Below are 23,625 nucleotides of genomic sequence, written 5' to 3' on the forward strand. Positions count from 1 at the left end.
CCTCCCGGTGTTCGTCTGGCTTATTGCCCATCGTAATAGGGATTTTTCGCTGCCCGTTCGGCGCAGGTCTCGATCTTCCAGTAAGGCGGGGCGAAGAAGCGGACGCCATTCGCCATCCCCGCAAGCCAGAAAAGGCCGGTGCCTTCGGTGAAGCCCATCAGTTCGTGCGGCAGGTAGAGCGCGCGGCCGACCTGGTTCCAGCTCGTGCCCTCGCTGCGCTGCCCCGTGGTATGCGCGATATTCTCGCTGGTGTTGGAGGCGATAAGGGTGGTTTGCCCGGCACGGCGCGACATCCAATCGGCCGTGGTGAGATCGTTCGGCGCGAACCCTTGCACGACCCCGGCATTGGCGAGGAAGGATTCCCAGCGTTCGTTGTAGAGTGCCTTGAGCTGCGCCAGGTCCTGGCAGATGCCGGCGATCTGCACCTTATAGCCGCGCACCAGGCCGAAGGCATCTTCAAGCGGCCCGAGCGAGCCAAGGGCGGGCATCTCATCGATGAGCAGGAGGGTTCGCAGTCCCCCCGGTTGGTAAAGCGAGCGCAATGCCGAAACGACAATAAGCCGCAACCAGGTACTATGCGTGCGCATGCGTTCAGCAGGCAGGATGACGTAGACCGTCGTCGGCTTCTCCTTCAGTTTCCGGAAATCCACCCCCGGCTTCTTCTTAAGATCGTCGCGCATCGGTTTTGACAGCAGCCAACGTGTCTGCGTATCGCCGGTCGAGCGGATGCCGGCCAACTCGTTGGTGTCGCGCCCGGCGAAGCGCGACGCGAGGCTGGCGATTTCATAGCCGCCGTTGATGGCCATCTGCGTCGCCGTGTAACGCAGGCCGCCGACCAGGCGCTCGTGCGGCTTCCCGTCTTCGCCAATGTAAGTTTCCCATCGATCGGGTTCGGTCAGCAGCTCGCGGACATTCTCAAGATTGGCGGCGGCGCGGTTGCGTAGCTTCTCCCACATGATCAGCCCGACGATGAGGCTTTGCGCCGACTCGGACCAATGCGGGTCCTTGCTCTCGACCCTGATCAGCGCTTCGCCGAGCGCCGCCGCGTCGTCGTAAAAGGTCGGCGAAGCCGGATTAAGCGCTGCCAAAGGATTGAACCCGGCCGAACCCAGCCCCAGCACATTGAAGGGGTTGAGGATGACGACGTCGCTAACCGTCCGGCGATAAGCGGCGGTCACGGCGGCCAGCTCACCCTTCGGATCGATGACGATGATCGACCGGTCCTTGATGGTCAGCAGGTTGGGGATCAGGAAGCGCGTGCCCTTGCCCGTCCCGTTCGGCCCGAACAGCAGCATGTGCCGCTCGCCCTGGTAAGGGATTTTGGTGCCGACGCGCTGGCTTGCGTCGTCATAGTGCCGGCCAAGGGTAATGCCCTCGCCATCGGTGGCCGGCGCTTCAATCCGGGAAGGTGCGGTCATGCAGCGAGGCCAGCTTGGTATCACCGCGTGCGACCGCCTGCGCCTCGGCTTCCGAAGCGGGGCGCGCCGTGCCGTGGACGTTGGCGTTGCGCGGCGCCGAGGCACCCTGGATGCCGAGGCCGACCGCAAGGAAGGCCAGCCCAGCGACGAGCCATTCGCCTAATTCCCAGGCACTGCGGAACCATCCCAAATGGAGTGCGGCGTAGACGCCACCGGCCGCAAGCGCCGCCAGGACCGAAGCGAGGAAGAAGCCCATCGCGTCGATCCGGCCCGCCCTTCGACTTGGATTAAACGGCATGGCCGCACGGCTCCGGGAGTACCTGATGTGCCGTATTCTCCGGCACGGCGGAGTGCATTTCAAGAAGATTTCAACCACCGCCGATTGAGCAGGGACTCAAGGTCGCTTACGGTTGCCTATCAGGCCGACTAAACGATCGGCTGCTGGAATGGGGGCTACTATGACTTCTCCAGAGGGGGATCAGCCTGCCGGGACTCCATTGGATGCCGAGCGCGACGCGCTGCGCAAGGCCGGCTACACCGAGACCGAAGTCAGCCAGATCCTCGTTTCTCGCGCCCTAGCGGGTTCACAGCAACCAACGTCCGCGCCCGGTTCGGGCGTGCTGTCAGGGACTCTCAGTTCGCTCGTCGCCGTCGCTTCACACGCGCGCTTCCTGATCCCCACCTTTCGGAAAGATATAACGACCATCTTCGACGGTGCAGCGCCAGCTTCGTCCCGGGCGGGAGCGACGGCGTCGCTTGCCGTCAAGGCGGTGGTCGTGGCCGTGCTCGGCTATGCCGGTTGGCAGGAATGGAATCAGCACATCATCAGCGCGACCGCCATCGCCGATGCCGAAGTCCGCAAGCGGCACGCCGAAGAATGCAGCGCCCGCATGAAAGCTATGATTGACACCGTGCCGATGAACAAGCTTCTCGACGCAAGCGACCTCCTTGAGCGGGACTGCGATCCAACCTATGCCGCCCGCGCCAAGGCGTGCGATGAGCGGTTTCAGTCATTGCTCGGTGAGGTCGATCAAATGAAATCCGGTGATCCTGAGGGGCAGAAGGCTGTCCTGGCCAAAGTGCAACAGCATAAGAACGAATGCACCGTCACCGAAGCGCAGCGCCAGCAGGCGGCTGCAAAAATGGCGAAATTCCAGGCACGGGCAACCGAGGAAAAGGCAAGCACCGCCCTTGAAGTTGCAAACCTGACGAAGATGCTTGAGCAGATGGGAATTGAGCACAAGGCGCGACACTTCGACGAGGCCTACAAACTAGCCAAAAGCTACGAAACGGGGGCTGAAGCCCTTGAGACCAAAAAATCCGGCAAGCCCGGCCCTCTTACGTCCGGCGCCCTCAACTCCGTCGCTTGGCGTGCGCTTTTTGTCCACGAATATGCGGAGGCGCTCGCTGCGGCCGAACGCGCGCTCCAGCTCGATGCCAAGAGCCTTGTGGCGGAAACCAACCGCGCACATGCGCTCATGTTGCTGGGCCGCACCGACGAGGCCAAGGCCATCTACCTCGCCCACATGGGACAGAGCCTGAACGGCAAAAGCTGGGAGCAGGTCATTCGCGACGATTTTGATGAACTCTGGCATGGCGGCGTCACTGATCCGCTGATGGTCGAGGTCGAGAAGACATTCCGCGACGCCGCCGATCCCAAGCCGCCAGCGCCAACGACGCAAGCCTCGCCATCGCCTGCACCACCGGCCCCACCACCAACCTCCATCACTCGATGCGGACGTCCGCTCTGCGCCTGACAGCGAGCAGGAACGTGGGGTCCAGAATACTCGTGACTGGTAGGAAGCGAGAGCTAACCTTACGTGATTCCATGCGCGGTCAGCTTCTTTTCAAACCATAACGCTGTCCCGCGCGAACAATCAGCAAAATCCATCTCTTCTCGACCGATGACCTTCGCACCATTTTTGACATGGATCGCCGTTGATCGTTCGTTCCCTTCGCGAATAAAGAAGATGGCTCGGTCGAACAACCCGCGCGCCTCACTCCATTGCTGCCGCATCTGATACAGTCTTTCGGCGACATGGCGATTTCGATGTTGAGGTCGCAAATAGACAGAACCCCACAAAACCGTTCTTTCGTGCTTATCAGATTTTGTTGCCGCCATGACGCCAACGACTTGATCGCTCAGAAACGCGCCGAACAACGCCTTCTCTGTCGTTTGACGGCAACGCTCGATCCAAGAGGCATCGGGTTGCGCAGATTCTTTTTCGTAAGAGGCGCCGAAATATTTGGCGTCGGGTCCGCTCAATGCTTCGAGACGAATGGCTCGGAATGCCTGAAAATCTTCCGGATTGAGCGGACGAAAATCAATAATTTCCGTTGTCGGTTTCGCAGAAGCGATAGCGTACGAATTAGTAAAAAATTCCGAAGAAGGTTTTGTAGTTATGCTCATTCCAATGTGACGGGCGGTAGCTCAGCGTTCTCCCATGTTAGGTTGAATGAATGTTTGTAGGCCTCAGCAAACGGCCCTGATTTGTGCAAGACGACATACGGTGCAGGATCGCTATCAAAGGATATGAGGGCCAGGCAGTTGCCAAAGGCATAGAATGAGGTGGGCGTCTGGCTGCCCATTGGAATTTTTCGGAAGGTTGCAAAGGACGACTTGAATTCGCTTTCGGAAGTTAAGATGCGAACAGTAATTCTTCCGGCATCGACGAGCTCCTTCATTCTGCGACGGTGCAAATCGGGATCATTCCGAAATTTCGAGAACATCCCTTCATTGACCGCGGTCAAGCAAACTTCGCCACCGTGTAATTTCAAATGCTCATAGAGAAAATCGTAAAAGGCGCTGAAGCGTTCTCGTCCTTCGAAGATCTCGACACCAACAGGTTTTCGCCGGACACCTTCGTTTTCGGTGAATTCGACACCTTCGACGTCGAAGGCCCTAACGATTCTCTCCAATGAACCTTCGCGCGCTTGGGTGTGGCCGCGCTCGACATTCGTGATCGTGTCGGTCGACAATTTCGCTTTCTTGGCAAGCTGTTCGAATGTCCAACCAGCCAGCGCACGCGCAGCCTTGATTTGCCTAGGTGTAATCATCTCTCCCCAGTGTCTGAAATTCTGAGTTTTTCAGACTTAAATACATGAAAAGCACAAACGCGAAGTATTATCAATTGATCTATACATACCTAAAAACCGCAATAACCTTTTCTAATCTGGCAACACGCCACCATTCAAGACAATTAATTACTTTCAATTCAGATTATTATTCTGACTAAACCAGATTTTATTTGAAATCAGACCATACACTCATGTATGGTCCTGGCCATTCGACACCGTTCTATTTTTCGGAGCATTACTATGTTGGATTTCAATAGCTATGTTTCTCGCCACGGCGAATTCGGGGTTCAGGCCCTCATCGAGCAGATCGAGCAGATGGCGGGCATCCGGGTCAACATTGACGCTCCGCTCCCACTGGAAGTCCGCTGGAAGATCGTGATGCAGCGTCCCATGCCGCAGCAGCAAGCCATGGCGGCGTGAGCGGTTCATGAACAACGACAAGCTTACCTACCGCGATCTCGTTGCCAGCTACGGCGAGGACGGCGCCCGTTATATTCTCCGATCCATCGAACGCATGGCCGAGATCGGGCAACGCGAAGTGCCGGTTGACGGCCAGCTGCGGCTGCAAGCTGTGCTCGATCTTTTGAATGACGCACAGCCTCAGACGAAACACTGATTTGTAGATGATAAAATGACATCCTTGTCCCCATCGCAAGTGAAGGCCGCCCGCGCGCTGCTCGACTGGTCGCAGCAGCAGGCGGCGGAGGACGCCGACGTGTCGCTCACGGCGCTGCGCAGCATCGAGATGGGATTTGCCGCCCGCGAAAGCACGATGGTCGCCATCCGCACGGCGTTTGAGAACGCCGGCCTTGAATTTCTTGAAGGCGACGGCGTTCGCCGCCGCAACGATATGATCAAGATTTACCAGGGACACGACAGTTGCGACCGCTTCTTCGCGGAACTCCAGACGAAGTGCTCCGAAGTCATCGCCTGCATCTCCTCGCGCAACGTCCTGGCGCAGCCCTGCGGCAAGCCCTTGCAAACCAATCTTGAGCGGCTGGAGCAACTGCGCGACACTACCTCGGTCAAGTGCCTCTTGCCGGAGTCGGCTCCCCCGTCGCTCTTCATGTCGTCGCTCGACATGCGCGCCATGCCTGATGCCCATTTCGGGGCGGTCTCCTACATTGTTTTTGGCGACAAATACGCCGAGATCGTAGCCGACAGCGCCAGGGGCTTTGTTATCGTCGTCTTTTCGATTGCCCCTCTTGCACGCAGCTACCGCCAGCAATTCCTGGCGCATTGGAACGCTGCGAAAGCCTTACAGCGCCGCGCAGCCTCGTATGACGCCGGCATCGCCGCTGCTGTCTAGGCCTCCCCGTACGCCATCTGCAATTCCGCCTGTCACCGCCCCTTGCACGATTTCCCTTGCTTGCCTGCGCCCCAACGCTTCCGAAGCGACAGGATCGTCGGCTAAGGCGACGAAAATCGGGTTGCAGCGTTTTTCGTCGGAATGAACGGGTCATTCCGACGATTATCGGCGGATACTCTTGTTGGATTTGATGCCCCCGATGGCGACACTCGCATCGCAATTAATCGATGGGGCTACGCATGACACGGACGGATCAAGACATACTATTTACTGCACTGGCATTCGTCGCCGTGCTGACGAACGGACAGGCTATCAAGCCACATGAAGCGCCGGAAAAGACGCGTGAACTGGCACGTCAGATCAACGATTTCTGCGCTCTCCATGTCGGTTCGCCAACCCCGGATGTATTGGCTGACGAAGCCGACGCCGTCATCGTCGATCAACTTATCGAACGGCATGTTCAGGAGCTTCGCGCCAACGAAGCCACAATTCTTCCTGAAAATAGAAATACCCTGATCCGGCTCCATGACCGGCTGCAAATACGGAATGTAAGACGCATCAACCGCGTTCTTTATACGGAGCTAAGCGACGACAAGCTGGCCGATTTCGTATTGAGCTACCTCGACGAAGAAATCGAAGCAGCGGAGGCCACAGCATGATGGCCGCTCTCCGCGTCGTCGATCTGGTCTCGGACGACCAAGACAAACGATATGAACCCGCCGGCCGCATGGCTGCCGCCATCATCAAGGTCACCCAGGAACAGGGCGCGTGCCTGCCGCAAGACCTCAACCAACGCGGCTTTACGCCGGACGAGGTGGTGAAGCATTGGCATCTCGCCAATTCGCTCGCCGCCGTCGAACTCAAACTGAGCAGGCAGCCATGACCGACAAGGCACCCACAAACGAGGACAACCGCGACCTCCTGCTGGAAGCGCTCGCGGCACTAGAGGCCATCGCTGAGGAAGGCCTGACTTTTGCAACCGAACAGGCCGTCGAGCACGTCATCGCGCGGATTAAGGCGCGGGTTTCATGACTCACGTCAAACTCATACTAAAGCGACCGACGAAGAAGCTCGCTCCGCGTGAAAGCGATATCCTGACGTTGCTTGCCTACGGAAACACGCGCGACGCAATCTCGAACATTCTGTCTCTCTCCGAAGAGACCGTAAAAGACTACATCGCGCGCGCTTGTCGCAAGCTTGGCGCGGTCAACAAGACCAACGCAATAGCCATTGCCATAGCGTTCGGATTGATCACTCCTCGCAAGGAGCGATATCGACCAACAAACTCAAACAAATAGTCGTTCGGCTTGCCCCCCAAATGGGGGAATATACACCCTCTGGTTGTCATGGTATAAATCGACACGATTGCAGTTCGAAGAACGAATCAAAGCAAGCGCGCCAGCGCTGACGTGAATTGCAAGCAGGCCGTGCCTTCGTCTCCCTCCAGGCCGTGCATTCCAAATATCCCCCATCAAACATGAAGGCACTGATGAAACGATCCGGAATCAAGCTTTGGGCATTTGTGGCACTTCTCTCTCTGGCTGCCTTGCCCAGCAACTTGGCAATGGCGGATGAGCAGGCTGACTCGCAGGCCACATTACCCCGTGCAAGCCTGAGCAAAGTTTACAAACTGGCGCCGAGCAATTTGGTCGGGTCTTTTTTGGGCCTGTCCGATCAAATCGCGCCAACGGCTGTTGCCTGGTCGCCGGATGGCAAGAAGATCGCGGCGATCAGCAACTACGGCAACCGCATCGAAGTGTGGAACACAGAGGGCGGCAGCCCGAAAGTCATCGGGGTGAGCACTGGGGATTTGTCGAACTCGTTTGAATTTCTGGACAACGATAACATTCTAGCACCTTCAAACGCGCCAATGACCCCAGATGCGTCGCTCTGGGGTCTGAGTGTCTGGAGCGCGAAAGATGGCTCTTTCGTTCGAGGTATTGCTAGTCAGCATCCCGAGAAGGATTTCAGATATAACACCTACACGTTGTCACCTGATAGAAGCTTGGCCGTTGCTGTGGCGCCGGGCGCCAACGGTTTCGCCAAACCAGGACCGGCGCAGGAGTTTGGTGAAAACCCCGTTCCTGTATACTCAACCAAGACATGGGAGATGGTGCAAAGCATCCCGGTTGTTTGGCCGTTCTCGGCTGCGTTTTCCCCTGACGGCCGTCAAATCGCATTTGGCAGTTCTCTGGGGAGAGTCTTTCTCTACGACGTAGAGACGCGACAAATAACGAAGACAATTCAAGCTTACGAAAAGACAACTGACGCTAGTGTTCGCTCACTGAGCTATAGCCCAGATGGCGGATTTATCGCAGCTGGCGGTTATTTCACAGCCGGCAATGATAGCGTTAAGTCTCCGCGCGTCGTCAGGGTTTCGGACGGTCAGATAGTCGCGTCCTACCCTGAGCACATCCTTCCATGGAAGGTCACTTGGAGTCCTGACGGCAAATATATTGCTGTTGCCTCTCACGACAGCACGATTCGTCTTTGGAATCCAAACAAGCCGGACAATCGCGGGACAATCATTCGCAACAATGGAACTGCCATGTGTCTGGCGTTTTCGCCGGACGGCAAGCAGTTAGCCGCATGCAGCAGTGAAGGCGTAGCCGTTTTCAATCTCAACTATTGATCGGGGGACCACCATGAGCAATCCATCGCTTGCCGATTATCTCGAAGCCTCCGATGCAACCTACTTTAGAACAACCCCCTCTGACCTTACGCCACTGCTTGGTTCAAATGGCCAACCTGTCGTATCAGATCCCAGCCTGCTCGGTCACGGTTTTTACGCAGAGGCATTTGAGGACAGTTCTGGAAATATCATCGTTGCTTTCGAAGGGACCGTGCTTCCCGGTAGTTCGGCCGCATCTCTTGCGGGAAATTCCTATATTGCTGGTGAAACCGGTGCCGACGCTGCGATAGCTTTAGGACAGATACCGCAGGCCTTTACCGATGCCGCCAATTTCATGCAAACCGTAGAACTGGCTGCAGCGTTCCATAACATCCCCACCAGCAAGATTTTTGTCACCGGACATTCACTTGGCGGTGCGGAAGCCGAAGCGGCGTCCGTTGGTGTTGCGGGTATAACGTTCGGCGGCGTAACCTTCGGTGCGCCCGGCGTGGCCATTTCAGGAACTGATCCAAATCTAACTGACTACGTCGATTATGGCGATCCTGTCGGAAACTTTGGCACAGACACGAAGGCCGGCGCGACTTACACGCAGCCAAGCATCAAACACATTGGCCAAGTTGAAATGACTGGCACTGTTGCAAGCGGCGCCGCCTTAGTCAAAGAGGGAATTGTTTACACGGATTTGAAGTCGACTCTATCAAGCCCGTTCTTATTAGGTGCTTTGGGGGTTGAAACCCGTGCGCTGTTGGCCGCAGGCCTGAGCGCCGATTTAGCCGTAGTCGCCGTCGCGCAGTTGCCGTTTCATGACCTTGAGGCAAACTATGCCCCCGATCTCGGGTACAGCTTGGACAACACCACCGGCAATGCCACCCAAAATGGAACCGTTGGGCCACTGGCCGCCGCCAAAGCTGGAAGCGACCTAATAGCCAGCGACTTTCCTTATTCGTCTTACACGGATGTTCTGTCGAGCAGCGGATCGCTTCAGCAACTGACGGTGAACGATACGGATGGTTCGTCGGATGTCGTCGATTTTGACCTGACCGGCGGTTCGTCTCTCATAACGGACAACACCTACAATGCCTCCAATCAACTCGTGGATACAATTCAAGTCAACACGGACGATAGTGAGACAGACACATTTTATAATCTGAACGGTGGCTTATTGGCCGATCAGGCGTTCAACTATGACTCCTCCGGCAAGCTTGCGTCGGTCGTGGTCGCGTTTACCAACGGCAACTCCATCACCCTCGACACCGGCACCTACACAGGGCTTAGCTGGAATTCGTCGAGCAACACGCTCTCGGCGACTTTGACGGCGTCGAACGGGCAACCGCTCGGTAACCTAGTCCTCAACGCGAGCGGCGGCGGGACCGTGACCTTGGCAAGCGGCGAGGTCTTTACCCTGCCTTCGTCAAGCAGCGCGCATGTTGCAGCCGTGGCGGCCGGAACATCGAACCTGCAGGTCCTTGCCGACTATCTGACCAACCTGGGCGTCTCTTTGACGGCCTCACAGCTCAGCGCCGACAACGACGCATATCTGAACCCGGCGCAAACGCCGACGACGATCAACGGCACGGTGACCAAGATCGACGACAGCAGCGCCACCGACACTTTCTACAGCGGCGGGGATAACGCGATCGTTACCGGCGCCACGTCGGTCGACATCACCGATTATGACACGAACCATAACGGTTACATCGTCAGCGTCACGCCGACCAACATCTTCGAAGCCGCCGGCGACATCTCCCTGGATACGATTTCCAATATCCAGGAATTGCAGATTCTCAATGACACTCTCCACGGCGGCGTGAAGCTGACCGCTGACCAGTTCAACAGCTTTGGCGAAATCGCGGTTAGTCCCGATGGCGCGTCGATCGTTAATGTCATTATCGAAGGCGGCGGGACTGTTTCCCTTCTCAGCAGCAACGTCGATCCCAACGCTGCGTTCTACGGCCTTACCGCAGAAGGATGGGAAGGCACAACGCTGATCGGAAACAATGAGAGTTACCAATATCTTCAGGCCAGCGAGTTCGGCAATGACATGTTGCAGGCAGGTAACGGCACGAATGACACCCTTTATGCCGGTGAAGGCGTCGACACGCTGATCGGTGGTACGGGTGGTGATACTTTCTATGCCGATAGTGGCTTGGCGGCCGGCTCATCGATTGAAGGCAATGGCACCGGCAACATACTTGCTACGTCCGGCGACATCACGGGCGCAACGATCACGGGCGTGCAGACGCTCTATGCGTTGAGTGGCGCCGTCTTGAACATGGCCGAACTTAATGAGTTCAGCACCGTCAACGGCACGTTCGCCATCTCGGATACTGCGTCCAATATCGTGGCGAACCTCGCGACCCTTGAAGGGTTCGCCGCCGGTGACCAGCTTACGGCTATCGCCCTAACCGACAGCTCTGTGCCGAGCATTTCACTGACGGCCGGGCAAGTCGTGGCCAATCTGGACGCAATCGATGCGATTTCCAGCGCCTATAGTTTGAGTGTGTCCGATACGGCAGCAAATGTGACAGCTAATCTTAGTGTTCTTGAAGCCTTGGCGGCAAACGGGGACTTAGCCTCGATCACTTTGACTGACAGCGGGACGCCGACTTTATCGCTGACGGCGACGCAGTTCTCGTCGGACTCGACCGCACTCGGCACGATTGGCAGCGCCTACAACCTGTTCGTCTCTGGTGTGTCGGCGGAAAATGCCGAGTTCGTAGCAAGCGATGCGAACGTCAGCGGGATTACCGTTTCCGATACGGCAGAAAATGTGCAGGCGAACATCGCCGTTTTGGAAACGCTTGTAGGGGCAGGTGAATTGACATCGATTGCGTTGACGGATACCGGCGTGCCGTCAATGACATTGACAGCGGCGGAAGCTACCTCCTCCGCGCTCAACGCAATAACCAGTGCTTACCATCTCACTGTCTCCGATAGTTCGGCGAATGTCGTCGCCAATCTTTCTGGTCTTGAGACGCTGGCGACCAGCGGCAAATTGACTTCTGTTGCCCTGACGGACGGCGGGACGCCGGCATTCACACTGACAGGGGCGCAGTTATCGGCGGATTTCGGGGTTCTGGCATTGATCAGCGGTGCCTATACCGTCTCGGTCACAGATGGCGATGGTACGGGTCAAACGTTGAGCATCGCGGACAGCAGCGCCAATTATGCGCTCGACATTCAAGACACGCTTTCGAGCAATACGGGCAGCAATTACAATAACACGCTGGATGCCTCATACAGCAGCGGAACGAACACGCTGACGGTTGGCGACGGCAGTTATGACTTGATCCGCACCGACTACAGTACCGGCACCAACGCGCTGACGGCGGGGAATGGCGGCAACGACTACCTCGACGCCGAACACAGCCAGGGCGCCAACGGTCTCAGCGTCGGCAGTGGCAGCAGCAATACGCTCGATGTGTCCTACAGCTCCGGCAACAATACGCTTCAGACGCTGACCGGCAGCAGTGACTATCTGAACGCCGAATACAGCACGGGCAACGACACGCTGACGACGGGCAGCGGCAACAGCAATGTTCTGGATGCACGAAACTCGACCGGCGCCGATACGATCTCCACCGGCAACGGCAATAACGATACGGTTTATGCGGGCCTTGGCGTCGATACCATCACCACCGGCACGGGTACGGGCAACACGATCATCGCTTACAATGGCCTTGCTGCCGGCTCCAGCGTCACCGCGAACAGTTCGGACGCGAGGCTGGATGTAAACGGCGATATTTCCGGTGCCGCCATTTCCGGCATCCGCTCCCTCGACTCGACAACCGGCGTCACGTTGACGGCGGCCGAGCTGAACGGCATCGGCGTCATCGAAGCCAACACCGCCATCTATGCGGCGACGGGCGGCACGTACAGCATCAACGGCAAGGGCAATTCGGGTGACTCGCTGCATGCCACGGCCAATACCGGCACGACCCTGTCCGGCACGGCGTCGGGCATTTCGCTTTACGCCAGCGCCAGCGGCAACGACACGCTGACGGCGGGCAACGGCACCGGCGAAACCATCTATGCCGGCGGCGGCGTCGACACCATCACCACCGGCACCGGCAGCGGCGACATTGTTTACGCCCTCAGCGGCCTCGTCAGCGGGTCGAGCGTGAATATGAGCGCAACCTCGACCGGCACTTTGGTCGCCAATGGCGATATCACCGGCGCCACCATCACGGGCGTCCATACCATCTACTCGACGACGGGCGTGACGCTCACCGCGTCTGAACTCTCCGGGTTCAGCCTGGTTCAGGCGGGCAGCATTCTCTACGCCGCGACCGGCGGCACCTACAGCATGTCCAGCGGGCGCGGCCAGGCGGGCGATACGCTTTATGCGACGTCGAACGCCGGCACGACGCTGATCGCCGGCAACGCCGCCAGCAATGTGCTGCACGCCAGCGCCAGCGGTACGGACACGCTGACCATGGGGACCGGCGCCGGGGATACGGCTTATGCCGGCGGCGGTGTCGACACCATTACGTTGGGCGCCGGCAGCAACGACATTGTTTATGCTCTCGGCGGACTTGCCTCCGGCTCGCATGTCACGGCCGGCAGCACCAGCAGTACGTTAAACGCCAGCGGCAATATCTCCGGCGCCACCCTTTCGGGCATCGGCACGTTGGAGGCGGACGGTACTTCGGTGTCGTTGACGGCTTCGCAATTGTCCGCCTTCACGGCGGTGAAGAATACCAGCGGCGGCGCTTCGACGCTCGACGCCACCACGGCGGGCACCTACAGCCTTGCCGGCAAGACGGTGACGGGTGCGGTCAATCTCGACGCCAGCGGAAGTTCGGCGAACGTCACGTTGACCGGCGGCAGCGGCAGCCTGACCATGGTGGCCGGCACCGGCAACGATACCTTCAACGGCGGCAGTGGCACCAACACCTACGACTTCGGCGCCAGCTTCGGCCAGGACAGCATTAACAATGCGGCCGGAGGCGCCACGTCGGCGGCGGGGTCGATCAACTTCACCTCAGGCTCGGTCAGCGACGAAAATCTCTGGTTCCAGCAAAGCGGCAACAATCTGGTCATCGACCTTCTAGGCACCAGCGACCAGATCACGGTCGACAACTGGTTCGGTAGCAATGCAGGGGCCGAAGTCGCGGGCATCACCGCCGGCGGCCTGACGCTGGACAGCCAGGTGGCGCAGCTGGTGCAGGCGATGGCGACCTATGCCGCCGCCAATTCCGGCTTCAATCCGGCGACGGCAACGTCGATGCCGGCCGACACCACCCTGCAAAACGCGATTGCGGCGAGTTGGCATCATTGAGCGCGCGCAGGTGGGAGTCGGCCTTACCGGATCGCTTGGCGTGGCTCTCTTTGCTTCGTCAGCAGTTTCGCCCAAGCCTTCGCCAAGCCGTTCAGTAGCCTTTCTTGGGGCATTGAAAGAGAAGAGAAGCGGGCAAATATTTACACACTCTCTTACACATACACAGATAAGCGTGAATTTTAGTTAAAAATATCAATTAGTTATTGTATATACCGCTCGACTCAAAATCGAGTTCCGCAAGGAGTGCTGGTTCGATTCCGGCCAGGGGCACCAACTAGGCTGTTCGAGCCAGTTCGAAAGCGTCCGCAACTGTCCGGACAGTGCTCAGAAGCCCTTGAAAAGCAGGCATTTCCGCGTACATCGGTGTTTGTCACCGTTTGTTCTCATCCGATCCCAGCCGCCCGATTTGTTGGTATTTTTGTTGGTATCGGGAGAACAAACGTTCACGGTGACTTTCGCTATTTCCGAACGAGGAATGAGCAGATGGCCGGCAAGAACGATGGCACGAGCGCCACCCCGAAACAGATCAAGACCGACGTCGACTGTCGCGCCGCCCGACCCAAATTCGACAAAGGCGCGTGGAGTCCCGCCAAGATTTCCGACGCGACCGGTGGTGGTCTCTATCTCTTCGTCACGCCGGACGAGAACAATCCCGGCAACGCTGCCTCCAAGCTCTGGCGAATGGGCTACCGCTTCCATGGTCGGCAGAAAACGTACTCCATCGGCCCTTACGGCAACGGCAAGGGCGGCACGTTCTCACTCGCCGACGCGCGTCGCGAACGTGACAAAGCCAAAGACCTGCTCAAGGAAGGCAAAGACCCGAGCACCGAAAAGCAGCTCGACAAGCATAGGCAGTCGGCCGCCCGGTCCTTCGGGCAATGGGCCGACGAGTGGCTCGCGAAGAAGAAGGTGGAGAAAGTCAAACGCGGCAGGATTGTCGCGGTGCGCGACCCCAAGACGATCGAGGTGCTCGAGCTGCGGGTCGGTTACGTCAAGGCTCGCTTCGGCAAGTTGTGTAGGCAAGACATCAAGCGTCCAGACGTGCTCGCTTTCATGCGTTCATACGAAGTCGAAGGAAAGTTGGAAACGCGCGACCGCGTGCGCAGCATCGGTGAGCAAATCTGCGACTATGCCGATGTGGAAGGCGACGGCCACAATCCATTCCGCAACCTGAAGGGACAGATGATTGCCAACATTTCGACGCCGCGTCCCGGCGTCACCGAACCACGTGACGTGACGCGCGTCTTCAAGCTCATTACCGCACCGTGGACGAGAGCGAGGTTTGGTGACGTTGTTGGCCTTGCCTTGCGCTTTGATGCGCTGACCATTCCCCGCCCCGGCATGGTCAATGAAATGGAGTGGAGCGAGGTCGATTGGGATGCCGAACGCTGGACTGTTCCAGCCGCCAAGATGAAAACCGGTTGGGACCATGTCGTGCCATTGTCACGCCAAGCACTCGCAATCCTGCGCAGCGTTCAGAAGCTGACTGGTCATCGGCGGTACGCGTTTTCCTGCTCGAAGGACGCGCCGCTATCGAACAACACGCTCAACAAGCGCTTGCGGCTGCTTGGCATTGACACCAAGACTGATCATTGTGCCCACGGATTCCGGACCACCTTCTCGACCCTGTCTCACCACGAAGAGATCAAGGACGCCAAGGCATGGGATGGCGATGTCGTCGAGCTGCAGCTCGCGCATCTCGATAATTCGACTGTGGAAGGTCTCTACAAGAAGCACGGACCTCTCGCGCTGATCGGCTCGCGCACAAAGCTGATGCAGCATTGGGCTGATCGGATCGACCACTGGCTCAATCCCAAGAAGGTGATGCCGATCAAGGGAGGCGCGCAGGCTTGAGTCACCTATCATCAGGCAGGCTAATGTTGCCCAATTCAATCCGTGGCAAGCTCATGTGGACAGCGTCGGAATCGCCGCCAAACCTTTGCGAAAGCAATCGCGGTTATCCGCTAGCCTGAAGTGACCATCAGGCGGACAAAGTGTCGAGAAGCGTTGGAGCCCAGGGAGGGAATCATACGCGATCGCCGACACGACGAACCGCTGTTTGTCCTGAGTACAGTGGCGTGAGCGCTTGGCATTGGTCGCGGAGGGTCCACTGGGGGCCGCCTGTTTCCGATGGGAAACTAGGCTAACTGGCGAGGCCGGTGAGCCACCGTTCATTAGCGATCCACCCGCGCGTAAGGAACCATGGAACAGGTTCAAATCCCGGAGGCGCAGAAGAGCTGGCGCCACGATGGTCGATGACGCCATTTGTTGAGGCCGTGCAGGTCATGCGCGGCGTCGCCTTCATCGTTGCCGTGACTGCGGTTGCTGAGGTCGGCGACTTTCAGGCAGGCATCGACCAGCAGGCCGTGGCGGTTCTCCATCAGCCCATGCCCGATGAAGCACAGCTTCGTCTCCTTGCCTTTACCCTTGCGGTAGAGCCTTGCATCGGGGTCGGTAGTCGGAGCATGGGTGTCGTTCGAGCGTTTCTCGCCGTGGAAGTCCGCCTCGGCATTGCGCCCGCCGCCTTGCGCCGGCGGCTCGCCCGAGCCATCCTTGGGCTTGACGCTCTTCTTCGAGGCCCAGGCCTCGATCAGCGTGCCATCGACCGAGAAGTGATCGCTCGACAGAAGCTTCTTCACCTTGGGCTGCGCCAACACCGCCGCCAGGAACTTGGCTGCGATGTCGCCTTCCAGCAGCCGGTCGCGGTTCTTCGAGAACACCGAATAGTTCCAGGCCGTGTCGTCGACGCCAATTCCCACGAACCAGCGAAACAACAGGTCATATTCCAACCGCTCCATCAGAAGCCGCTCGGAGCGGATCGAATAAAACGCCTGCAACAGCATTGCCCACAGCAGCTTCTCCGGTGGGATCGACGGCCGCCCAATCGGCGAATAGAGCGCGGCAAACTCGCGCTCCAGCACCGCCAGCGCCTCGTTCACGATCGTCCGGATCGCTCGCAGCGGATGATCACGCCGCACCCGCGCCTCCAGATCAACGTAGCTAAACAGCTCGCCCGTTCGATTGTCGCCGCCGCGCACGCACCATCTCCGAATCTCATCGGAATCAATGAATCATGGTCGCCGATCGGCGGCGAGCGCCTTTTTCAACAGCCTGGCAAGCTGCGGGGCGCGCTTTCGGTTCAGCTATCAGAACGCGCTTCACACCGACGCACGCAAGACTGCGCTCGACGCTCTCAAATCGGAAGCCAAGGCCTTGGCGAGCTTGTTGCCTGCAAGCGAGGGATAATGCCAATTTCGATGTCGGTTTTCGGCCAATGAACCCGGTTTCAGCGCAGCTTTAGTAGACGCAGGTCAGCGCCGATAGGGCTCACCCAGGGTCGCGGTGCCATCTGCCGGCCGACCAGGCCACCAACGGCAAGCAGCGCCAGCAGATACGGCAACATGATCAGCGACGCGTTCGGCACGCCGATGCCGAGCGCCGGAAGCTGGAATTGCAGCGCGGTTGCGGCGCCGGACAGGAGGCATGCGAGCGCGGTTCCCGCCGATCCGCCATTTGCCGAGTATGAGGGACGCGATCGCAAGGTAGCCGCTCCCCGCGTCATGCGCTCGGTGAAGGTCGCCGATCGACAGGAAGGCGCCGGCGAGCGAGGCTTTAGCGACCGCTTCGCCGTTTACTGGAAGATCTGCGCGGGCAGAGCGAGTGCAGGGGAGCCCGGGCTCGGGCCCCGCGAAGCCGATCTAGTGTCGCGAATTACAAGTTCGCAATTTTAGATTCGCGGTAGATTCGCGTTGCTGTGCCAAGGATGGGGGCAGACAGCAACGAGCATCCAACGGAGGTCCAGCAACTTGCCCCCTGAGATTGAGCGACGACGAGTGCGCCGAATTAAAGTCGCTGACGATGCGGCCGAAGACAGCGCAGCCGCTGACTCTGAGAGCCCGGATAGCGCACCGGCCTTGTCAAGATCGTGGGGCGCATCCGCGAGCTGCATCGGGCTGAAGTCGCACGCTTCTAAAGCGGTCAAGTTCGGAAACGTTTCGTCCTCGTCGCGTACGTCTTGAGAACCGTCCGAGTGATGCTCGCGAGCTTCGCTGACGGAATGAGTAGGATCGGCGGTTCTTCACGAACTACCATAAGAATCCCGCATCGAGATGGGGCTCTTCTACTGCCGGGATTGCCAGCTATGATCCCGTCGAATTCCGTCGGAGAGTCTGCTGTTTACCCAATCGATGGGCGCGCTTCTTAATGCTCAACCTCTTTCTGTATCGCTCCTAGTACGTCAAGACCAGCATATCGAGCCGGGTAGCTATTGCCACAGACCTCGTGCATATTTTTGATCTACTCTGCGGGGCAACATTCGGAGGAACGATCGATGGCCAACGTGCCGGTCGTCCACAAGGCTCAGTTGCTAAAATCACACATTGGCACACGAGCGGCACAATATCTCCGCATGTCGACAGAGCGGCAGCAATACTCGATTCAGAATCAGGCGGCTGTGATTGCAGCATACGCCCACGCCCATAATCTGACGATTGTTCGAACCTACCGCGACGAGGGTGAGAGCGGTCTGCTCATCAAGAACAGGGCCGGCCTTATCCAGCTCATTGATGATGTCCAAAGTGGAGAAGCCGATTTTAGTCACGTGTTGGTCTATGATGTAAGCCGGTGGGGCCGCTTTCAGGATCTTGATGAGAGCGCGCATTACGAGTTCGTCTGCAAGCAGGTGGGCATCAAGATTGCGTATTGTGCCGAGCAATTTGATAATGACGGCAGCATGCTTTCCAGCATCGTCAAGAACATCAAACGAGCCATGGCCGCGGAGTACAGTCGTGAGCTTTCGGTAAAGGTTCACGCTGGGCAGTGCCGGTTCGCCCGGCTTGGGTTCAAGCTCGGAGGACGCCCTGGTTATGCTCTTTTGCGGGAGCTTGTCGATTCCAGCCAGCAGTCAAGAGGCGTGCTGAAAAACGGCGATCGGAAGTACGTCACTACCGACCATATCCGACTGCGGCCGGGCATTCCCGAGGAAGTTGCAGTCGTGAGGTGGATCTTCGAACGGTTCCTGGAGGGAAGGTCCGAAGCCGCGATCGCCAGGGAGCTAAATCGGAAAGCCGTACCCACCAGCACAGGGGTGCGATGGAAGCGTGCAGCAGTTAACAGGGTTCTTAGAAACGAGAATTACATCGGAAACCTCACCTTTAACCGCCGATCACGCAAATTGCGGCGGACCTGCAGCACCGACAATCCACCGGAGCTTTGGATCACGAGCGAGGGATGTATCGAGCCGATCATCGATCGTGAAGTATTCATAAAGGCCAATAAGATCATTGAGGAGCGACGTGTCGATCTCCCTGATGAGGAGATGCTGGCGCGATTGCGCCGAACGCTGCTCAAGGAGGGACGCCTGAGCCCCGCCATCATAGCCAGGACTATAGGCCTTCCCTGCGTCTCCACCTATCAAAACCACTTCCGCAGCATCAGGAACGTGTATCGGCTGATCGGCTACACTCCTAAACGAAACTATGACTTCATTGATTCGCGGCCACTTTGGGCGGAGGAAAGGACCAAACTTGCCTCGGAAATCGTCTTGGCAATCAGAAGGGCGGGCGGGTGCACTGCCCCTGGTTTGACGGATTGCTTGCGCGTGAATGGAACAGGCAGCATCTCAATTCGAGCGGCGCGCTGGTGTACTAAGGACAATCGTGCTCCATATTGGTCTATCCGGCGTGAGGCACGCTTGCCGCGTGGCTGGATTGCCGCCGTCAGGTTAGCTGAGCATAACAAGTCCGTGCTCGACTATGTGCTGCTATCGACCGATGGGAAGGTCGAGCGAACCATATCATTTTCGGAGAGGGCTTGCGCGCGCCGTGGAATAGTTCGCTTCGAAACCCGTGACGCTTTGGCACGGGCAATTGCAAGGCGAGTAACCAGGAAAATCCGTGCGTCCGAAGCCACCACCGCTCAACAGGGCAAGCGATCGAGATCGAGGCCGCCCAAAGGCAAAAGCGCTCGCACAAGGCGCTCGCACTAGGAGGGACGCGCTCCTTTTGATGAGAAGGGTAGCGGGTCACCCACTGAAAGAGCTTGGTTATCTCGCGTGGCCGCCTCTGGCTCGCACTGATCATCGCGCAAATGCAGAACGACGCAGAAAATCCTCGGCATGCAGCAGGAAAACGACGCAAATGTTAGGGTGGACAAGAGTATAATGGCGAAAGTCGATCTGCCGTTGCCGGTAAACACCTCTGTTGGTCCGATCAGTACCAACTATGATCACCGCTCGGACACAATTTCTCTAATTTCGTTCCTCCAAGTGTAACGAGCCGAGATTGACGCGATGCCACCCGCGAAGCGCGCCAAGGTGACAACGACTCTGCAGATCCTTCCGAGCGCGCCCACACCCCGGGCGAGCTCAGCCGAAAGCAGAGACTTCCTCCGACGACTTGGCTGGGACATCGATTCCATCAACGGGCATCTCTGCGAGCTCCGCCGGCACACGGCCAGAGAGCTCGGCATCTATCTAGCTGAATGTAAATTGATTTTTCAACGGAGACGTTCCAGTGTACCCGCCAGTGGACTAGCGCGTTCTTGGTGTCGCCGGCAGGGTGCGACACTGTGCCGCCATACCTGAGTCGTCGCGTGCGTATCACGCGTTCAAGGAGGGCGAAGTCACCAACGATGTGTTGCGCTTCCTGACGTGCGATCCGAACGCCGAGGTCAAGCGCGTTCATCCAAAGCAATGCCCGTCATTCTGACGACGGAAGAGGAACGCGACATCTAGATGCGCGGACCGTGGGACGAGGCGAAGGCGTTGCAGCGTCCCCCGCCAGACGGGGCTTTAAGCGGACGATCTACGACGCCGCTTCCTGGATCTGGACCGACGGCCGGAGAGAAGTAGAATTTCCAAAGACTAGCCGTAGATAGGACAGGGCATAGAGCAAAGCTCCGACGCCGAGAAGCAACCACAATATCGGCTGCCAAAACGGCACGTAGGTGAGATTTCCGTCGTAACGATAGGCCGTGCTGAAAACGTCCGGAAGGCCATTCGCCGGCCAGAAATGCGCCAGTACGCCGACCTCCTCCTTGCAGTTCTGAGGACAGCTGAAGTTGCCGTCGACCGCGAAGTAGAAGTTTCCGTGCAGAAATGTCCCCTCGAGGATGCCCAGACCGACAAGGGGCAGCGCGACGAACAGGATCAGAGACCAGATCGCGACTGTGCGGGCCTTATCCGATATCAGTCCGAGATCGGATTTGGTGACCACCTTGCCGAACCAAGCCCCGTCCGCATGTCGTCTCGCAAAAGCTTTCGCCCACCATAGCGACCAGACACAGAGCGTGGCGACGACGGGAACACCGAGAAGGGCGACAGCATGAGCGTTGAGCGACGACCAATCGACCCCGAGGATTTCAAGAATCTTGCCCGCTCCGGACTTCGCGCCGCGCGTCAGAAGAAATAACGCAACGGTGCCTGAAAGCGTAAGCCGCGACGCCTTGCTCCACTGTTCGCGGAGCATGTTGTCTGGGCTTTTTTGATCGGCCATGTATTCGCGCCCTTCTTGCTACAAACCCAGACGTTTGCCGAGCTTCCTTATTTCATTGTTCGGGCCTGGCCCGTGCTGGAGATCGTGTTTCGCATTATCAAGGTTTCTTACAATGTCGTTGTTCGGCCCGGGCCCATGCTCGAGATCGTGGAGCGCATTCGTAAAGGCCTTGACGATCTCGTTGTTCTTCCCGAACTCGGCGCCCCCGAAAAGAACTTTCATATCCGGGTCAACCGATGGGCACGCCGCAGCTCCGCGTGATGCCGCCTTGACGCTGTCGGTCAGCGCGTGACGCTGAGCGATGATTTCCGGCGGAAGCTCTACGGTGTCGACCGAATTCATGTCGAGCTTGGCACTCACGATGTAGCCCTTTTGCGTGGCCTTCGCGTCCGTTACATGGACCACATATTCGATTGCCTTGTGGGCCGGACTAACCTCGATGCCATGGTCATCCGGCTTTGGACTCCTGAGAGCGACACGGTGAGGGAGATCGTCAAGAACGAGATTGGGTTCGCCGAGTGTCGGCGGGACCGGCATGGTCCAGCGAACCCCGACTTTAACGAGATCAACTTTGACGGGCCCCGCCACGAGCCGTCCGTCCGTGGTCACATCCGCGGTCACCGTATCGCAAGGCATCGTAGCGCCGAGTGACAGGATCGAATGCCCGTCGACGTTCTTGTTGGCCAGTTCGACCGTACCTGACACATGCTTTCCGGTTCCACCCTCCAACCCGAGAACCGTCCCCATGTTCACTACCGGTTTAACATGCGCGTGAACCTTGGCGTGTAGGTCCATTCGCAAATCGGTAGCGAGCGCCACGCCTTTGGCTGGCGTCCACATCGCACTCGGCGGTCCGATGGTCATAGTGGCATTGATGTCGGTGGCATCGGGCAGTTCGAGCAGGATGGTCTCGTTGTCCACGAGGTGTCCTGTAACGCCGGTCGAGTGAACGACGACGGTCCGGTTCGCTTCGGGAAGCGCGCTCAGTTTACCGACGAAGCCAACCAAGGCCTTTCCGCTAAGGAACAAGGCGAAGTCGCCTTCTTGCTCCCAGTCTTTGGTCGCGCCCGAGACGTGCTCCCGCAATGTAGCGATCCGGCTTTCAAGCTCAGAAAGCTGAAGATCGGGAACGGCGGGCAGAATTACAGGTGCCTGACCCGCGGCCGAGGTGGCGGCCAGAAGCCATACGCCTGAGTGTAGAAACACGGGCGCGGAAAATGAGAAGCGCTGCTCCAGGACTTTGTCGGGCAAGCTCATATTGAGCGTGACGGTACCGTCAGGGGCCTTGACGGTCGTATCGCTTTTGAATCCCGTGTTGAAGCCGATGCGGTCTTCAAACGGCACTGCGACGGTAAGATGATTATCAAGAGCGATCATTAGCCCAGAAGAGATCGCCTCCGATAGGAAATTCCGGCCGCGGATATCGAGGAAACCCCAGTCGAACTGTGGTTCTACCTTCGTGACGCCGACCGCGAATTCCGCCGTCGCCGTCGGCTTGTCGCCGGCCTGGGGCGCGATACCGCGGAATGAAAGATCACCGTCCAGCCTCAGATTTACCGCGAGGCTACGCTGCGTGCTCGCGACCTTCACGTCGACGACGGCCCCCGTGAACCCAAGACCCGGGTGGACTCGCGCATCTTCGACCGTAACGACCAGGTCGCCGAGTTTAGATTTGACGGGTCCGATCGTCGTGCCGGGGAGTTGCTTGAGCGCCTTGTCGATGACGGCATTCGAGAAAAATACCGCTGCGTCGGCATCTTGCGGCTGATGCATCTGGGCAAGCGTTTGATCGGTAAGCGTCAGCGCCGCCCACTCCGCCCCCGCTTGCTCGTGAACGACGTAGTCGTGTCTGTAAGTGCCCCAGCTGGCAGCGATACCTACAAGAACGGCGATAAGCAGGACTCCAAGCAGACGACCGACACGCATAGCCCCACTCCGCAGAATGATTGTCGTTTCCCACTATCTAGCCGTAAACGTAATGGCCAATTACGACACCACAAGCATCGGTAGCTGCAAAAGACACGCGGCGATTTCAATGAAACCCGAGTTCGGTAAATCGTCCCGAACGACGTCTGGCCAACCCGCTAGTCGCGGCGGGAGAGTCCAGGAAGAAGGCTTCGCCTACCTTTCTCCGGAAAATGTGTCCGCGACTGACATAGATTACGCGCGCCGCCGACAGGCCGACTTGCGATAGCGACGGCGCGAACAGATCCACACGCGTCAGACAGCACAGAACTTTGCCGCGCGTTCTCGCGGCGATGCCGGCCGCGACCAATACCGCCGCGGCGCCCTGCACTGCGCCATTGCCGCCGCCAGCCACCTCGTGAAGGGCGCCGAACGCGGCCTGGAAGGGCATCGTCGATCTCCGCGACACCGAAGGGCAGCGCTTCGCGCCCGCGCAGAGGTGCCGCCAG

General features: G+C 58.3%; 19 protein-coding genes and 3 pseudogenes. 13 read left to right on the forward strand and 9 right to left on the reverse strand.

Features of this window, described 5'->3' with window-relative positions; all coding sequences use genetic code 11:
• Positions 1-20: 20 nt before the first annotated feature.
• Both NLM31_RS36805 and NLM31_RS36810 read right to left on the reverse strand, forming a co-directional pair.
• On the reverse strand, positions 21-1,418 hold the full coding sequence (locus NLM31_RS36805) for a type IV secretory system conjugative DNA transfer family protein (RefSeq protein WP_254195403.1): 1,398 nt from the start codon (positions 1,416-1,418) through the stop codon (positions 21-23).
• Positions 1,396-1,716 (reverse strand): hypothetical protein, encoded by a 321-nt coding sequence (locus NLM31_RS36810; protein WP_254195404.1) that lies wholly within the window; start codon positions 1,714-1,716, stop codon positions 1,396-1,398. Before NLM31_RS36810 ends, NLM31_RS36805 begins: the two co-directional genes overlap by 23 nt.
• Positions 1,717-1,915: 199 nt before the next feature.
• On the opposite strand from NLM31_RS36810, the gene NLM31_RS36815 reads away from it, so the two are divergent.
• Complete coding sequence (locus NLM31_RS36815) at positions 1,916-3,175, forward strand: hypothetical protein (protein ID WP_254195405.1); 1,260 nt, start codon at positions 1,916-1,918, stop codon at positions 3,173-3,175.
• Positions 3,176-3,234: 59 nt separating this feature from the next.
• Here NLM31_RS36815 and NLM31_RS36820 read toward each other — a convergent pair whose 3' ends face one another.
• Positions 3,235-3,828, reverse strand: coding sequence for a GNAT family N-acetyltransferase (locus tag NLM31_RS36820; RefSeq protein WP_254195406.1), 594 nt, complete (start codon positions 3,826-3,828; stop codon positions 3,235-3,237).
• Positions 3,825-4,475 carry a helix-turn-helix transcriptional regulator gene (locus tag NLM31_RS36825; RefSeq protein ID WP_254195407.1) on the reverse strand — a complete coding sequence of 217 codons (651 nt, stop codon included), beginning with the start codon at positions 4,473-4,475 and terminating at the stop codon, positions 3,825-3,827. The genes NLM31_RS36820 and NLM31_RS36825 overlap by 4 nt, the downstream gene beginning before the upstream one ends.
• A gap of 261 nt (positions 4,476-4,736) precedes the next feature.
• On the opposite strand from NLM31_RS36825, the gene NLM31_RS36830 reads away from it, so the two are divergent.
• The 10 genes from NLM31_RS36830 (at position 4,737) to NLM31_RS36875 (ending at position 15,572) form a co-directional block, all read left to right on the forward strand.
• Positions 4,737-4,916 carry a hypothetical protein gene (locus NLM31_RS36830; RefSeq protein ID WP_254195408.1) on the forward strand — a complete coding sequence of 60 codons (180 nt, stop codon included), beginning with the start codon at positions 4,737-4,739 and terminating at the stop codon, positions 4,914-4,916.
• 7 nt (positions 4,917-4,923) lie between these two features.
• A complete protein-coding gene (locus NLM31_RS36835; protein ID WP_254195409.1) occupies positions 4,924-5,112 on the forward strand; it encodes a hypothetical protein in 189 nt (62 codons plus the stop codon).
• Positions 5,113-5,151: 39 nt separating this feature from the next.
• A complete protein-coding gene (locus tag NLM31_RS36840) occupies positions 5,152-5,805 on the forward strand; it encodes a helix-turn-helix transcriptional regulator (protein ID WP_254195410.1) in 654 nt (217 codons plus the stop codon).
• A gap of 239 nt (positions 5,806-6,044) precedes the next feature.
• Entirely contained in the window at positions 6,045-6,464 is a 420-nt protein-coding gene (locus tag NLM31_RS36845; RefSeq protein WP_254195411.1) for a hypothetical protein, read from the forward strand.
• Positions 6,461-6,688 carry a hypothetical protein gene (locus NLM31_RS36850; protein WP_254195412.1) on the forward strand — a complete coding sequence of 76 codons (228 nt, stop codon included), beginning with the start codon at positions 6,461-6,463 and terminating at the stop codon, positions 6,686-6,688. The genes NLM31_RS36845 and NLM31_RS36850 overlap by 4 nt, the downstream gene beginning before the upstream one ends.
• Positions 6,685-6,837 (forward strand): hypothetical protein, encoded by a 153-nt coding sequence (locus tag NLM31_RS36855; protein WP_254195413.1) that lies wholly within the window; start codon positions 6,685-6,687, stop codon positions 6,835-6,837. The genes NLM31_RS36850 and NLM31_RS36855 overlap by 4 nt, the downstream gene beginning before the upstream one ends.
• Positions 6,834-7,103 (forward strand): response regulator transcription factor, encoded by a 270-nt coding sequence (locus tag NLM31_RS36860; protein ID WP_254195414.1) that lies wholly within the window; start codon positions 6,834-6,836, stop codon positions 7,101-7,103. The genes NLM31_RS36855 and NLM31_RS36860 overlap by 4 nt, the downstream gene beginning before the upstream one ends.
• Positions 7,104-7,294: 191 nt before the next feature.
• Positions 7,295-8,437, forward strand: a complete 1,143-nt coding sequence (locus tag NLM31_RS36865; protein WP_254195415.1) for a WD40 repeat domain-containing protein — start codon at positions 7,295-7,297, stop codon at positions 8,435-8,437.
• A gap of 13 nt (positions 8,438-8,450) precedes the next feature.
• The gene (locus tag NLM31_RS36870; protein WP_254195416.1) at positions 8,451-13,718 is read left to right on the forward strand and encodes a calcium-binding protein; all 5,268 of its coding nucleotides are present in this window, start codon (positions 8,451-8,453) and stop codon (positions 13,716-13,718) included.
• 483 nt (positions 13,719-14,201) lie between these two features.
• Positions 14,202-15,572, forward strand: a complete 1,371-nt coding sequence (locus NLM31_RS36875) for a site-specific integrase (RefSeq protein ID WP_254195417.1) — start codon at positions 14,202-14,204, stop codon at positions 15,570-15,572.
• Positions 15,573-16,048: 476 nt separating this feature from the next.
• Here NLM31_RS36875 and NLM31_RS36880 read toward each other — a convergent pair.
• Together NLM31_RS36880 and NLM31_RS36885 are read right to left on the reverse strand one after the other, a co-directional pair.
• Positions 16,049-16,756 (reverse strand): annotated as a pseudogene (locus tag NLM31_RS36880) (IS5 family transposase); the annotation flags it as partial.
• A gap of 248 nt (positions 16,757-17,004) precedes the next feature.
• A complete protein-coding gene (locus NLM31_RS36885; RefSeq protein ID WP_254195418.1) occupies positions 17,005-17,259 on the reverse strand; it encodes a hypothetical protein in 255 nt (84 codons plus the stop codon).
• Between the two features lie 789 nt (positions 17,260-18,048).
• Here NLM31_RS36885 and NLM31_RS36890 point away from each other — a divergent pair.
• Both NLM31_RS36890 and NLM31_RS36895 read left to right on the forward strand, forming a co-directional pair.
• Complete coding sequence (locus tag NLM31_RS36890) at positions 18,049-19,704, forward strand: recombinase family protein (RefSeq protein WP_254195419.1); 1,656 nt, start codon at positions 18,049-18,051, stop codon at positions 19,702-19,704.
• Positions 19,705-20,326: 622 nt separating this feature from the next.
• Positions 20,327-20,568 (forward strand): annotated as a pseudogene (locus NLM31_RS36895) (SOS response-associated peptidase); the annotation flags it as partial.
• On the opposite strand, the gene NLM31_RS36900 reads toward NLM31_RS36895, so the two are convergent.
• The 3 genes and pseudogenes from NLM31_RS36900 to NLM31_RS36910 form a co-directional block, all read right to left on the reverse strand.
• Entirely contained in the window at positions 20,522-21,211 is a 690-nt protein-coding gene (locus NLM31_RS36900; RefSeq protein ID WP_254195420.1) for a hypothetical protein, read from the reverse strand. The pseudogene NLM31_RS36895 and the gene NLM31_RS36900 overlap by 47 nt on opposite strands.
• An 18-nt stretch (positions 21,212-21,229) precedes the next feature.
• Complete coding sequence (locus tag NLM31_RS36905; protein WP_254195421.1) at positions 21,230-23,137, reverse strand: hypothetical protein; 1,908 nt, start codon at positions 23,135-23,137, stop codon at positions 21,230-21,232.
• A 226-nt stretch (positions 23,138-23,363) separates the two neighbouring features.
• A pseudogene (locus NLM31_RS36910) lies at positions 23,364-23,625 on the reverse strand (damage-inducible protein); the annotation flags it as partial.

The sequence above is a fragment of the Bradyrhizobium sp. CCGUVB4N genome (assembly GCF_024199945.1).
In the GTDB taxonomy this organism is placed as follows: Bacteria; Pseudomonadota; Alphaproteobacteria; order Rhizobiales; family Xanthobacteraceae; genus Bradyrhizobium.